12 protein-coding genes are annotated in these 13,980 nt (G+C 63.4%); 5 read left to right on the top strand and 7 right to left on the bottom strand.

Annotated elements, in window-relative coordinates:
* Nucleotides 1–7 precede the first annotated feature (7 nt).
* Together araG and LB543_RS23655 are read right to left on the bottom strand one after the other, a co-directional pair.
* The gene (araG, locus tag LB543_RS23660; RefSeq protein ID WP_224615722.1) at nucleotides 8–1,519 is read right to left on the bottom strand and encodes an L-arabinose ABC transporter ATP-binding protein AraG; all 1,512 of its coding nucleotides are present in this window, start codon (nucleotides 1,517–1,519) and stop codon (nucleotides 8–10) included.
* Between the two features lie 70 nt (nucleotides 1,520–1,589).
* Nucleotides 1,590–2,579: an arabinose ABC transporter substrate-binding protein gene (locus LB543_RS23655; protein WP_140756831.1), complete on the bottom strand. Its 990-nt coding sequence runs from the start codon at nucleotides 2,577–2,579 to the stop codon at nucleotides 1,590–1,592.
* A gap of 257 nt (nucleotides 2,580–2,836) precedes the next feature.
* Between LB543_RS23655 and LB543_RS23650 the strand changes: the two genes are divergently transcribed.
* Entirely contained in the window at nucleotides 2,837–3,526 is a 690-nt protein-coding gene (locus LB543_RS23650; RefSeq protein WP_140808403.1) for a FadR/GntR family transcriptional regulator, read from the top strand.
* A gap of 16 nt (nucleotides 3,527–3,542) precedes the next feature.
* Entirely contained in the window at nucleotides 3,543–4,691 is a 1,149-nt protein-coding gene (gene dgoD / locus LB543_RS23645; RefSeq protein ID WP_224615721.1) for a galactonate dehydratase, read from the top strand.
* 48 nt (nucleotides 4,692–4,739) lie between these two features.
* Here dgoD and LB543_RS23640 read toward each other — a convergent pair whose 3' ends face one another.
* From LB543_RS23640 to LB543_RS23625, 4 genes are all read right to left on the bottom strand, one after another.
* Nucleotides 4,740–5,228 carry a GNAT family N-acetyltransferase gene (locus LB543_RS23640; RefSeq protein ID WP_224615720.1) on the bottom strand — a complete coding sequence of 163 codons (489 nt, stop codon included), beginning with the start codon at nucleotides 5,226–5,228 and terminating at the stop codon, nucleotides 4,740–4,742.
* Nucleotides 5,229–5,720: 492 nt separating this feature from the next.
* Nucleotides 5,721–7,262 (bottom strand): tripartite tricarboxylate transporter permease, encoded by a 1,542-nt coding sequence (locus LB543_RS23635; protein WP_224615719.1) that lies wholly within the window; start codon nucleotides 7,260–7,262, stop codon nucleotides 5,721–5,723.
* A 38-nt stretch (nucleotides 7,263–7,300) separates the two neighbouring features.
* On the bottom strand, nucleotides 7,301–7,759 hold the full coding sequence (locus tag LB543_RS23630; RefSeq protein WP_224615718.1) for a tripartite tricarboxylate transporter TctB family protein: 459 nt from the start codon (nucleotides 7,757–7,759) through the stop codon (nucleotides 7,301–7,303).
* Between the two features lie 93 nt (nucleotides 7,760–7,852).
* Complete coding sequence (locus LB543_RS23625) at nucleotides 7,853–8,827, bottom strand: Bug family tripartite tricarboxylate transporter substrate binding protein (RefSeq protein ID WP_140756822.1); 975 nt, start codon at nucleotides 8,825–8,827, stop codon at nucleotides 7,853–7,855.
* A 276-nt stretch (nucleotides 8,828–9,103) separates the two neighbouring features.
* On the opposite strand from LB543_RS23625, the gene LB543_RS23620 reads away from it, so the two are divergent.
* Genes LB543_RS23620 through LB543_RS23610 form a run of 3 tightly spaced genes read left to right on the top strand, consistent with a single transcriptional unit; the run spans nucleotide 9,104 to nucleotide 12,238 of the window.
* Nucleotides 9,104–9,778, top strand: coding sequence for a response regulator transcription factor (locus LB543_RS23620; protein WP_224615717.1), 675 nt, complete (start codon nucleotides 9,104–9,106; stop codon nucleotides 9,776–9,778).
* A complete protein-coding gene (locus LB543_RS23615; RefSeq protein WP_224615716.1) occupies nucleotides 9,765–11,156 on the top strand; it encodes a sensor histidine kinase in 1,392 nt (463 codons plus the stop codon). The genes LB543_RS23620 and LB543_RS23615 overlap by 14 nt, the downstream gene beginning before the upstream one ends.
* Complete coding sequence (locus LB543_RS23610; RefSeq protein ID WP_224615715.1) at nucleotides 11,153–12,238, top strand: ABC transporter substrate-binding protein; 1,086 nt, start codon at nucleotides 11,153–11,155, stop codon at nucleotides 12,236–12,238. Before LB543_RS23615 ends, LB543_RS23610 begins: the two co-directional genes overlap by 4 nt.
* Nucleotides 12,239–12,272: 34 nt before the next feature.
* Here the strand turns inward: LB543_RS23610 and LB543_RS23605 are convergent, their stop codons facing one another.
* The gene (locus LB543_RS23605; protein ID WP_224615714.1) at nucleotides 12,273–13,976 is read right to left on the bottom strand and encodes an acyl-CoA dehydrogenase family protein; all 1,704 of its coding nucleotides are present in this window, start codon (nucleotides 13,974–13,976) and stop codon (nucleotides 12,273–12,275) included.
* Nucleotides 13,977–13,980: the final 4 nt, after the last annotated feature.

Below are 13,980 nucleotides of genomic sequence, written 5' to 3'. Positions count from 1 at the left end.
AGAGTCCTCAGGATGCGATCGCGTCGGGAGTTTTCTTGTCGGGAAGAGCGGCGGCCAGGATCGCCCTTTCGGCGAACTGGTCGCGGGTGAGTTCGGCACTGACACGCCCGCCGCACATCACCAGGACGCGGTCGCAGATGCCCATCACCTCCGGCAGTTCGGACGAGACGACGACGATCGCCATGCCGTCCTCGGCAAGCTGGTAGAGCAGTTCGTAGATTTCCGATTTCGCGCCGACATCGACGCCGCGCGTCGGCTCGTCGACGATGAGAACCCGTACGCCCTGCTCCGACAGCCAGCGGCCAAGGATGACCTTCTGCTGGTTGCCGCCGGAGAGGTTGATAATGTCCTGCCTGCGCGAGGGCGTGCGCACCTTGAGCTTCTTGATGAAGGTTTCGGCGGTCGCGATTTCGCTGGCGCGGTTCAAGATGCCGAAGCGCGTGTGATGGCGCCGCGACGAGATGTTGATGTTCTCCTCGATCGAGCGGCCCTGGATGATGCCGTCATGCTTGCGGTCTTCCGAACACAGCACGATGCCGGCGCGGATCGCGCCATGCGGGTCGGCGGCGTGGACCGCCTTGCCGTCGACGGTGATGGCGCCGCCCGAGCGCGGATCGGCGCCGAAGACCAGCCGCATCAGTTCCGAGCGGCCGGCACCGATCAGGCCGAAGAAGCCGACGATCTCGCCGGCGCGGGCCTCGAAACTGGCCGGCGTCCTGAGCTTTGCCCCTGACAGAGCGTCGACCTTCAGCCTGATATCGCCGGCCTTGCGCGGACGAAAACCCCAGATGTCAGAGATTTCACGGCCGACCATTTCGGCGACGACTTGGTCGCGGGTGACGTCCTTGACCGAAGCATGGTGCGCCGCGAGCTTGCCGTCGCGCAGCACGGTCAGGCTGTCGCAGAGCCGGAACACCTCGTCGAGCCGGTGCGACACATAGATGATGACCTTGCCCTCCCCGCGCAGGCGATCGATCAAGGCAAACAGGATTTCGCTCTCGCGTGACGACAAGGAAGAGGTCGGCTCGTCCAGCGCGATGACGCGCGCATCGAGCATGATCGCCTTGGCGATCTCGACCATCTGGCGCTCGCCGATGGACAGCGTCTTGACCTTGCGGCGCATGTCGATGTCGATGCCGGCCGATTTCAGCTTGGCGCCGACGTCTTCCAGCATCTTGGTGCGCGCGATGATGCCGGCGCTGGCGGGAAAGCGGCCGAGGCTGAGATTTTCGGCAACAGTGAGCTCGGGAACGAGCTGCAATTCCTGGTGAATGACGATGACGCCATTGTCGAAGGCATCCCGGGTCGAGGCATAGGCCTGGACCTTGCCATCGATGCGGATTTCGCCCGCGTCGGCATGCTGGTCACCGGAAAGGATCTTGATCAGGGTGGATTTACCGGCGCCGTTCTCGCCCATCAGGCCGTGCACGGCGCCCTTGTCAACGCTGAACGAGACGTCCGACAACGCCTTGACGCCTGGATAGGTCTTGGTGATGTGCGAGAAATCGAGAAAGGACACGGGCAGCGATCCTTCTTGCCATTGAGAAACAGGCGGCGGGATGAGCCGCCGCCTGTTTGTACAGGGAGGATTATTCGATGCCGAGGCCCTGGCGGACCTTCTGATAGTCGTCACGCTTGGCCAGCGCACCGGAGGTCAGGATCAGCTTCTCCGGTTCCTTGTTGTTGGCAACCCAGTCATACATGTTGAGCGCCGTCTCGTAGCCATGGCGCTTCGGCGAGATGATCACGGTGCCGACAAAGCCGGTAGCAGCCGGCTTCTTGAACTCGTTGATCGCCGAATCCGCGCCGCCAATGCCGACGCCGATCATGCCGTCCGCCGGAATGCCGACGCTTTCGGCGGCACGCACCGCACCCAGTACGGCTTCGTCATTGAGGCCGAAGGAAACCCATTTCTTGATGTCAGCATGGGCGTTGAGCACGACTGTCGCGGCATTGAGTGCGGCTTCCGTGTCGGTCTTGGCCTGCGGCGCGTCGAAGATGTTCTCGGTCTTGAAGCCATTCGCCTTCAGCACCGAGATGGCGCCTTCGACACGGTCGACGGCCGTGGGCAGCTGGTCATAGGAGACGCGAATGGCGCCGACCTCGTCGGCCTTCCAGCCGCGTGCCTTCATCTCGTCGACGATGGCCTTGCCGACGGCCTCGCCGATCTTGGTTGCCGAGATGCCCATATGCGGCACGTCTTCCAGCGCCTTGCCGTCGGCACCAACCAGACGGTCGTCGACGGTCATCAGCTTGAGATTGTTGGCGGTGGCCTTGGCGACGATGCCAGGCCCGAGCTTCACGTCCGGCGTGCAGACAATGAAGCCCTGGGCGCCCTGAGCGCCGAGATTGTCGATCGCCGACATCAGCTTCTCACCGTCCTCGGCGCCGATTTTGACAAGGGTGAACCCCTTTTCCTTGGCGGCCTGGTCGGCGAACTTCCATTCATCCTGGAACCATGGCTCCTCGGGCTGTTTGACGATGAAACCGATCTTGGTGTCCTGAGCATATGCAGCGATGGTCGTGACGGACAGCATGGCAAGCGCGCCCGCGACGAGCGCGGTCTTTAAAAGTCGCATGATTACCTCCCAGCGATAGGCCGGGCCTCAGCCCGGGTATCGGATTCTCTAGTCGCTTTTATCATACTCGTCAATTGATCTGGTATGATAATTAATATACATGCTATGATCAACGATCGCTGGCGCAAGTCGTTTGCATCCGCTAATGCCGGGCCGGTTGTGCGAACATGGCAGGTTCGCCGCCTTGGAGGAGGGCTGAGGTGACCGAAATTTTAAACAAGGCCCCGGGGAACGCCACCGCTCGCCGCCCGCGCGTCATGCCGGATGTGACGAAGGCGATCGCCTCGGACATCTTTTCCGGACGCTATCCGGCCGGATCCTCATTGCCGACCGAAAACGAACTTGGCGTCGAATATGGCGTCAGCCGCACCGTCATCCGCGAGGCCCTGAAGGTGCTTGCCGCCAAGGGGCTGGTGCTGTCACGGCCGCGCGTCGGCACCGTCGTCTGCGACGAGGACGACTGGAACATCATCGATCCGCAGGTGCTGGCCTGGCATGCGCCGCATGCGCTGGACGACAAGCTCTTCGACGCCATCCTGGAGACACGCAGGGCCATCGAACCTCTGGTCGCCGAGCTGGCCGCGACGCGCGCGACATTGCAGGAGATCGCCGATCTCGAGGCGGCGTGGCAAGGTATGGCAAGCGCAGGCGAGGATCTCGCAGCGTTCTCGCGCTCCGATATTGTCTTCCATCAGATCGTCTATGCCGCCAGCCACAACCCGATCTTTCGCCAGATTGGCAATCTGATCGACACAGGGCTGAAATTCTCACTGGAGGCAACGGCGACGATTTCGCTCGAGCGGCGCACCGAAGCGGTGTCGGCGCATCAAGAGGTGGTAGAAGCGCTGCGCATGCGCGACGCCAAGGCGGCGCGGGATGCAGCCAACCGGATCCTCGACCTTGCGGCGCGCGATCTCGCCAGCGCCAAGAAACTCAAGAGCAACTGAGACAAGTCCCGCCCGCATGAAAATCGCCTCGCTCACCACCTACATCGTTCCGCCACGCTGGCTGTTTCTGAAGATCGAGACCGATGCAGGCGTTACCGGCTGGGGAGAGCCGGTGGTCGAAGGCAGGGCGCTGACCGTCGAGGCGGCGGTCAAGGAGCTTGGTGATTATCTCATCGGCAAAGACCCGCGCCTGATCGAGGATCACTGGACGGTGATGCATCGCGGCGGCTTCTACCGCGGCGGGCCGATCCTGATGAGCGCCATTGCCGGCATCGACCAGGCGCTGTGGGACATCAAGGGCAAGGCGCTCGGCGTGCCCGTGCATGAACTGCTCGGCGGCAAGTTGCGTGACACCGTCAAGGTTTATTCCTGGATCGGCGGCGACCGGCCGGCCGAGGTTGCCGCCGGCGCCAGGGAAATGGTGGCGCGCGGCTTCCTGGCACTCAAAATGAACGGCACCGAGGAACTGCAGATCGTCGACAGCCACGACAAGATCGACGCGGCAGTGGAGCGCGTCGCCATGGTTCGTGAAGCCGTCGGATCCGGCATTGGCATTGCCGTCGATTTCCACGGCCGCGTGCACCGGCCGATGGCGCGCATCCTGGTCAAGGAGCTTGAGCCCTACAGGCTGATGTTCATCGAGGAGCCGGTGCTCAGCGAAAGCCGCGAGGCGCTGAAGGAGATCGCCGCCCTTGGCTCGACGCCGATCGCGCTCGGCGAGCGCCTCTACAGCCGCTGGGACTTCAAGTCCGTGTTCGAGGAAGCCATAGTCGACATCATCCAGCCCGACTTGTCGCATGCCGGCGGCATCACCGAATGCCGCAAGATCGCGGCCATGGCGGAGGCCTATGACGTGGCGGTGGCACCGCACTGCCCGCTCGGTCCGATCGCGCTGGCCGCATGCCTGCAACTTGATGCGGTCAGCTACAACTGCTTCATCCAGGAGCAAAGCCTCGGTATCCACTACAACGCCGCCAATGACCTGCTCGACTACGCCGCCAACAAGGATGTCTTCCGCTACGAGGATGGCTATGTCGCCATTCCCAATGGCCCGGGCCTCGGTGTCGAGATCGACGAGGACTACGTCAAGGAGCGCGCCAAGGAAGGACATCGCTGGCGTAACCCGATCTGGCGCCACAGGGACGGCTCCTTCGCCGAGTGGTGACTTGGCTGAGCGGCAGCCTTCACAGAAATTCCTCCTTCAAATACGAGCTTACCAAAACTGCCCGACCGGGAGGTCAAGATCGACCGTCGAGTGGGTGATCTCCAACTCGGCCGTAATGGCCTTTGACGAAAAAAGACGCATCAACACGACTTTCCCCAGCGTGTCGCTGCGCAAGGCATCCCTTGCCCGGCTGCCGATCAGAACTGCATCCGGCATGATCAGCCATGCGCCCGCCCGGGCGTAAAAACCGGCGAGCGGCGGATCACAGGTAAAGACACCGAAATCGATCCCGCTCTGTTCCATCCAGTGCGTCGCCGCAGCAACGGTGTTGGACCCGAAACCGCGACCCTCATATGCGGGATCGGTGGCGACGTAGCTTAGTCCGGCGACGTCGAAAGTCGCGCCGTTGAACTGGATGGTCTTGCGAACCACCGCGGCATAACTCACCACGTCACCGTTCACGACTACCAGGAATGAGCGCGCATCAAGCGCTGGGTCATGGGGAGTACCGGAATAGTCGCCTCCGGCTCCAGGCATACGTCCGGTTCATGCAGCGATACGCGTACTTGTACGTCACGCATCTAAATTGCACTTCGGCACCCCGATGCATCGGTCCCCAGACGGGGTGGGCTCCAAGCCGTCATCAGGTTTTGTCCTGAAACCCCTTGCGACACAGAAACCGGCAAGGTTTCAAACTACATTACAGCCGGCGGGCGCATTGGCTATGCCTTCGATCGTGTCTTGATCTATGCAAAGGCCGGGTATGCCGGCGGCAAGGTCAAGTTCACGGCCCGGGACACGACGCCTTGGTCACATACGAGAAGAACGACTGGCAACGCGGCTATGCCCTCGGCGCCGGGATCGACTATGCCGCCCTTCGCTTTTCGGGCCGGGTGGCGCGGCTCTTTGCAAGCACTAATTGCGGCCTCACGATCGATGTGATTTCCCACGCCGCCAGCAGCCATCAGGATGACTACCAAGCGGTACAAGCAGCAATGGCGGCGCAAGGTGCGCTGGCGGTGGGTCGGCTCAATCGAGTCGGGGGGCGCCGTCGATTGCCGGCATTCGAGTGGCGCGGGCCATCTTCAATCGCCGCGAACGCCAGGACAGCATCGTCGGCAGGACCGCCACCGCTGTCGCCATGACCCACAATACGATGCAGATGGTGCTGGAGAAGAGGATCGACAGCTCGCCGCCGCTGATCGCAAGCGCGTTGCGCAGATTGATTTCCATGACATGGCCGAGCACGAAGCCGAGGATGATCGGTGCCATGTCGAAGCCCGCCTTACGCAGCAGCCAGCCGACCATGCCGATGCCGAGCATCAGGAAGATCGCGAAGACGGAGGCGTGGGTCGAATAGACGCCGACGATCGACAGGACCAGAATGCCGGGAACCAGAAGCCAGTTCGGAACGGTCAGCACGCGGGCGAAGATATTGACCAGAGGAAGATTGAGCAGCAGCAGTAGAAAGTTGCCTATGAACAGCGAAGCGACCAGGCCACCGACGATCTCCGGCCGCTCTGTAAGCAGCATCGGCCCCGGCTGGATGTTATAGAGCATCAAGGCCCCAAGCATGACGGCAGTGGTGCCGGAGCCTGGAATCCCGAGGGTCAGCATCGGCACGAAGGCGCCGCAGGCGGTGGCGTTGTTGGCCGCTTCCGGCGCCGCCAACCCACGCACGTCACCCTTGCCGAAGGTGTCCTCTGTGTCCGACAGGCGCTTCTCGGTGGTGTAGGCGATGGCGCTGGAAACGGAAGCGCCGGTGCCGGGCAGCACGCCGACGACGAAGCCGATGACCGAGCTGCGCAGCATGGTGCCCGTGCATCTCGCGACATCGGCAGCGCGCACCGTCATGCGTCCGAGTTCGCGGATCACGGTGAAGCCGCGGCCCTGGTGCTCGAGGATGACCAGCGCTTCCGAGATCGAAAACAGGCCGATCACCAGCACCACGAATTCGATGCCGTCGCCGAGTTCGGGTTGATTGAAGGTGAAGCGGTAGGCGCCCGACGTGGCGTCGAGGCCGACGGTGGCGAGCATCAGGCCGAGCGTGCAGCCGATCAGCGTCTTGACCGGCTGGCTGCCGACCATCGAGCCGAGGGTGGCAAAAGCAAAGACCATCAGCACGAAATATTCGGCCGGGCCGAAGCCGATCGCCAGGCGGGCGAGAACCGGCGCGAACAGCGCAAGGCCGATGGAGCCGAAAATGCCGCCGACGAAGGACGAGATGCCGGACAGCGTCAAAGCCTCGCCGGCCCGTCCCTGCCGCGCCATCGGATAGCCGTCGAGCGCCGTCATCACGGCGCCGGCATCGCCTGGCACATTGAGCAGGATCGACGAAATGCGACCGCCATATTCGGCGCCGCAATAGATGGCCGACAAAAGGATCATCGTGCTTTCGGCGGGAAGGCCCATCGTGTAGGCGATCGGCAGCAACAGGGCGATGCCGTTGATAGGGCCGATGGCGGGAAGCGCACCGACCAGTGTGCCGATGAAACAGCCGATCAGGCCGACGAGAAGGTTCTGACCGGTCAGGGCGACGGCAAACCCATGCCAGAGATAATCGAGATTCATGATGTTTGCCTTTCCCGCAAGGAGCGGCCGATCCGCGATCAGCCGAACAGTGTGCCCGTGGGCAGATAGACTTGCAGCAGGTAGGAGAAGATGAACCACCACAGCGCCGCATGGCCGGCCGCGCCGGCCGCCGCGTAACCGAGCGGCGCGCCGAAGATCAGGCCCGTGCCGAAAGTCAGCAGGAAGACGGAGATCGCGAACCCCGCCGTCTCGAAGACCGCGACACAGACGACCAGCAACAGAGGGATGGCGAGCACCCGCCACAAAAGCCGTCCGGATGGAAACGCCTCGGCGGTGCCGGGCGAGCGCACATAGAACACGCACAGCAGTCCGAGAATGAGGGCCAGGGCCACCGGCACCACGCGAGGCCCGAGCGGGTCGGACGAGAAGGCGTATTCGATGCTGGCGCCGCCGACGCCATAGGCAACGGCCAGGCCGAACAGACACAATGCCGAAATTCGGCCGATCACAAGAGCAGTTCTGGCATTGTCGGACATTGCGGGCCTCCGTCAGTCCGTTTGAAACTCATTCGTCCAGAAGTCGGCAGCGGACCTTCCAATCCGGGGAGGGTCCGCTGCCTTTTGAGGGAATTACATCCCAGCTTCCTTGGCGAGTTGCTTGAAGCGCACGACGTCGGCCTTGACGCGCTCCTCGAACGGCTTGCCTACCATGGTGAATTCGAACAGGCCGCGCTCCTCACGCTCCTTGGCGAATTCAGGGGTCTTGCTGGCAGCCTCGAAGGCTTTCACCCACCAGTCGAAATCGGCGTCGGAGACATCCTTGCCGACGTAGTAACCGCGCCAGATCGGCCAATCGATGTCAAAGCCCTGTTCATGCGCGGTTGGAACGTCGGCCAATGCGCCCGTCAGCCGCTGCGGTGCCATGACGGCAAGGATGCGGATCTTGCCGGCGACATGATGCTTGACCATTTCGGCGGCATCGCCCGATCCAACCTGGACGTGCCCGCCTTCGAGCGCCGTCAGCACGGCGCCACCGCCTTCGAGGGCCGCGTAGTGCATCTGCTTGGGCTCCTGGCCCGCGGCCTTGGCGAGAAGCGAGGCCTTCATCCAGTCCTGCGAACCGACGGCGCCACCGCCGGCGATGGCAAAGGAAGACGGATCGGCCTTGTAGGCGTCGACGAGATCCTTGAGCGTCTTGTAGGGCGAGTCGGCATTCACGACGAGAACCCCGTAATCCGCGCCAAGCGCGCCGAGCCACCGTACGGCGTTCTCGTCATACTGGCCGAATTTGCCCTGGGCGATCAGCAGCGCCGAGCCCGACGAAGCGGCGGTGATGAGATTGCCGTCCTTGGCGCGCTTGGCAATGACATGGTTGTAGGCAACCGCGCCTACCCCGCCTTCCATGTAGGTCACGGCCATCGGCTGTGAAATCTGCTTGGTGGTGAGTAGCGCGTTGGCGGCGAGCCGGCAGGTGAGATCGAAGCCGCCGCCGGGTTTGGCGCCGGCGAGGCATTCCGGCTTTGCCGGTTGGGCCAGCGCCATGCCGCCCGCGGCCACCGCCACAAGGGCGGCACCGGCCACCATTTTAGTCAGAAATCGGATCATCGTTTTCTCCTCATGGACCTGGAATACCGGGACCGGAAAACCGTCCCGCCAGCGGCGGGCGAGTGCACGAAGCCTCTGGTCGCCGCGGCACCGGCCGCGTTCGATCAAACGTCTCGTCTGTTTTCGGGGCTCTCCTCCCCCGCGCATGTCCGCACACTCCTCGTGCCGCGGACAGACGCAGGTCTGATACACCTCAAAACTGTCACCATGCTGTCATGCCCGCCGGTAGCGGCTTTGGCGCTTGAATGTCGCCGGGTTCAGTGCAAGACGTTGCTGATGCGTATTCTGCTGGTCGAAGACACCCACGATGTCGGCGAGGCCATCGTCCGTCGCTTCGAAGCGGTCGGACACACCGTCGATTGGGAAACACACGGCGATGCAGCGTCGGAGATTCTCGACTTCACTGAATTCGACCTAGTCATTCTCGACGTCATGCTGCCGGGTCTCGACGGCTTCGAGATCCTGCGACGGCTCAGGCAAGGCAGCAATGCCGTACCGGTGCTGATGCTGACCGCGCGCTCGGAAGTCGACGACCGCGTCAGCGCACTGGATCTCGGTGCCGACGACTATCTGATCAAACCGTTCGATTTTCGCGAGCTCGAAGCGCGCGCAAGGGTGCTGATGCGCCGGCGTAGCGGCGAGGCGACGAACATGATCGTCTGCGGCGATATCGTGCTCGACCGGGCCAACCGCAGCGTGCGTGTCGGCAAGCGCGAGGTGCAGTTGAAGCGGCGCGAAATCAGCCTTCTCGAAATCCTGGCGGCCAAACCCGGCCGGGTTTTCGGCAAGGACGAATTGCTGGACCAACTGTTCGGGTTCGACGAAGCCGCCGGCGCCAACGCGATCGAGCTCTACATCGGCCGCCTGCGAAAAAAGCTGGAAGGCGCCAAGGCGCACATCGTCACCGTGCGGCACATCGGCTACAAGCTTGTCTCCGATGCAGAGCATTGAGCGCTCCCTCTTCTCGCGGCTGGTGCTGCGCGTCGCGCTGGTGCTGGCGCTGGGTGCGGCCATTCTGGTCACCGCCGCCTGGTACTATGCGCGTGCCGCCGCCGACGACGCCTATGATCGCCTTCTGCAAGGCGCGGCGTTCCAGATGACCGAGAGCCTGACGGTCGAGGAGGGAACGCTTACCTTCGATCTGCCGCCATCCGCCTTCGAACTGCTCGGCCTCGCCGGGCGGGATCGCATCTTCTATCGGGTGATGGCGCCGTCGGGCCGGACGCTGACCGGCTATGACGATCTTCCGCCCGGGATCGACCTTGGCAAGGTACGGTCAAGCCCGGTGTTCCATTCGGCCGTCTATCGCGGCGTGCCGGTTCGGGTGGCGGTCACCGGCCGCGCACTGTCCGATCCGGCGGTGTCCGGATGGGCTCACATCATCATCGCCCAGACCACCGAAGCGCGGGCGGAGCTGGCGTCGCAACTGACGCTGCGGGCCAGCGTCCTGGTCGCCGTCATGAGCGTCCTGGCGCTTGCCGGCTCGGCCCTGGCGGTACGCTATTCGCTGCGTCCGGTCGCCGATCTGGGCGAGGCGCTGCGTACGCGCGATCCCCAAGACCTGACGCCGCTTGCGGTGACGGTGCCGCGCGAACTATCGCCCTTCGTCGCCTCCATCAACCATTTCATGAACCGGCTCGACGACCGGATGAAGCTGCTGCAGCGCTTCGTCGCCGACAGTGCCCATCAGCTCCGCACACCGCTTACCGCGCTGTCGGCACAGGTGAGCCTGATCAATGACGAACGCCTGTCCGAAGGCGACCGCCGCCATCTGACAAGGGTGCGCGACCGCACGGCGGAGCTGTCGCGCTTCACCAATCAGCTGCTCAGCCACGCGATGGTCATACACCGGTTCGATTCGGCGCAACTGGCGCCGGTCGATCTGACCGAAGCGGCGCGCAAGGCCTTTCGTGCCGCCGTTCCGATCACCATAGATCCGGACATCGTCGTTTCCTTCGAGGCCCCGGACGAGGAGGTGACCGTTCTCGGCGATGCGCTCAGCCTGCGCGAGGCGATCGTCAACGTCATCGACAATGCCTTGCGCCATGGGACCATCTCCCGGCTCGAAGTGCGCGTCGCCACCGGCAATGGGCTGGCGATGGTCGCCGTTGAGGATGACGGGCCAGGTCTGTCGGCGGCGGACTTCGACCATCTGACCAGGCGGTTTACCTCCACCAAAAGTGGCGAGGGCAGCGCGGGACTTGGCTTCGCCATCGCTTCCGAGGTCGCGGCCGTTCTCGGCGGCGCGCTTCGGTTTCGCGAGAAGACCGGTGCACACGGTTTCACCGTGGTGCTGGAATTGCCGCTTCACGCGCAGGAGAGGTCATGAGAGCGACCCTGGCCACGCTGTGCGCCCTGGCCCTGCTGCTGTTTGCCGGCGTCGCCAGCGCCGTCGAAGGCGACCGGGTGTTCTTCAAGTCGAAACAGGCGCAGTCGGCCGTGCTGACTATCCATGCAGCGACCGATCTCGACGCGATGCGGCCGCTCGTCCTCGACTTCCAGCAAATCGCGCCCGGCGTGTCGGTGGAGTTCTCCGACTACGTCACCAACGACCTGTTCCGCGAGGCGGAGCAGGCGTGCCGCCAGGGCAGCGGGCCGGGCGACATCCTTTTGTCGTCGTCGGTGGATCAACTGGTGAAACTGGCTAATGACGGCTGCGCCCTGCAGCATGTCTCGCCCGAAGCGCGATCGGCGCCGGCCTGGGCCGACTGGCGCGAGGAGGTGTACGGCTTCACCTTCGAGCCGGCCGTCATCGTCTACGATTCCACGAAAGTACCGCCCGGGGACGTCCCGCATACACATGACGAGCTCGCCGATCTTCTGCGCCGCAAGCCCGAGGTCTACCGCGGGCGCATCGGCACCTACGATGTCGCCGCCTCCGGCATCGGCTATCTGCTGGCCTTCAACGACGCGCGCCAGGCGCCGACGATCTACGGGCGGCTGCTGGAAAGCTTCAGCCGGGCGGAAGCGGTCAAACGTTGCTGCAACGCCGAGGTTCTCGGCGAAGTCGCCAGCGGCGACATTCGTATCGCCTACAACATTCTGGGGTCCTACGCCTATGCCGCATACCGCAAGAACCCCAACCTGAGGATCGTCGTGCCGCGCGACTACGCGCTGATCCTGTCCAGGGGCGTGATGATCCCAACGACCACCGGCAACCGCGATCTCGCGGCGCGGTTTCTCGACTATCTGCTGTCCGAGCGCGGCCAGCGCGTCGCCCGCGAGCAGGCGTTTTTCTTCTCGGAGAAATCGCCCTTGCCCGACGGTGTCGACGGGCCGGCGGCACTGATGGAATCGGGCATAGGACGGCCCATCCGCATCGGCCCCGCCTTGCTTGCCGCTCAGGACAGGATTCTGCGTGAGCGCTTCATCGCCGACTGGGCGAGCTTGATCGCCAAGCCGTCACCCTGACTTCTATGCCAGTCGCGCGGCTCAGGTACACCGACTATTCAAGGTCATCCGAACCTGTCGCATCGGCGCCGGATAATGACGCTTTCGCCGCAGCAACTGCCGATACCAATTCAACGGCGATGAAAAACCTTGCGTTGACCGCAGCTTCTGTCTCAAGCGCGCCGCCTCGTGCAAGCGCTGCGGCTTCAGCCAGATGAGCACCGGCGACGACGCTGGCCAAGGCACGCTGGAATGGCACGGCGACCGCGAGTGCCAACGAGCCGCCGGGCGCATCGCAGAGCATTTTCGCCAAATCCACCGTGTCAGCTACAGCTTCCATGGCCGGCAAACAGCTTTCGAAGGCGGACAATGTCCTGCGACAAGATTCCAAAATCTGAGACAGCGTCTCTCCGCCCCCAACGAGCAATTTGCGCGTGACGAGGTCGATTGCCTGGATGCCATTCGTGCCTTCGTAGATCGGAAGAATGCGCGCATCGCGGTAGTACTGCGCGACACCGGTCTCCTCGACGTAGCCCATGCCGCCGTGGACCTGGATTGCGGTCGAGGTCACTTCCACCGCGATATCCGTCGAGTACGCCTTGGCCAAAGGCGTCAGTATTGAAGCTCGCGCGTAGGCATGTCGCCTTTCGTTTTCTGTCGGCGCGTTCACGCTTGAATCGAGCGCGGAAGCCGTCGCCATGCACAGCATGCGCGCCGCGGCCGTCCGGGTTCGCATCTCGAGCAGCATTCGCCTAACATCGGGATGGCGGATGATGGGGCTTGTAGTTCCATCTCTACCCGGGGCGCTGCCCTGGAGACGTTCCCTTGCATAGGCGAAGGCCGCCTGCGTCGCCCGCTCCGCGAGCGCAACACCCTGGGTCCCGACCAGGAGCCGCGCATTGTTCATCATCGTGAACATGCAATTGAGACCGCGATTCTCCTCGCCGATGAGCCAGCCCCTTGCGCCTCCGTTGTCGCCATAAGCCATGGCGCAGGTGGGCGAGCCGTGAATGCCGAGTTTGTGCTCAAGCGAAAGACACCGCAGATCGTTGTGTGAGCCGTCAGGAAGGATCTTCGGAACCAGGAACAGGGAAATGCCGCGCGTGCCCGCGGGCGCATCCTCCAACCGCGCAAGAACCAGATGTACGATATTCGGCGAGCAATCATGCTCGCCATAGGTGATGAAGATCTTGTTGCCGGTAATGCGGTAGCTGCCGTCGCCCGTCCGTTTGGCTTTGCAACGAAGATTTGAAAGATCGGAACCGGCCTGTGGCTCCGTCAGGTTCATGGTCCCGGTCCATCCACCGGACACAAGCTTGGGCAGGTAGCGGTCCTTGAGTTCCTGAGAGGCGTGTTCGGAGATGGCTTCGATGGCGCCAGCAGTCAAAAGCGGGCAGAGGGCGAAAGCCATGGAGGACGAATTCCAGAACTCGGTGCAGGCCACGGCCAGCGAGATTGGAAGCCCCTGGCCGCCATATTCGGTTGGTCCTGTGAGGCTGTTCCAGCCCGCCTCGCACCAGGCATGGTAGGTTTCGCGCCAGCCCGGCGGCGTGGTCACCTTTCCGCTTTCGTCGAGGGTCGAAGGGGTTCGGTCACCAACCGGATTCAAGGGCGCGATGCGCTCGCTCGCAAAACGCCCTGCTTCGGAGAGGATGGCCTGGACGTCTTCGGGGGAAAGGTCCCCGCTCTGCGTCGTGGCAAACCGATCGGCGGTCTGCATCGCCAGAAGGATTTGGGGGATGGGCGGATTGTAGGTCATCGCG

The sequence above is a fragment of the Mesorhizobium sp. ESP7-2 genome, assembly GCF_020164715.1.
Classification (GTDB): Bacteria; Pseudomonadota; Alphaproteobacteria; order Rhizobiales; family Rhizobiaceae; genus Mesorhizobium.
Note: the sequence above shows the minus strand (reverse complement) of the source record. Positions and strands in the feature narration are given on the sequence as shown.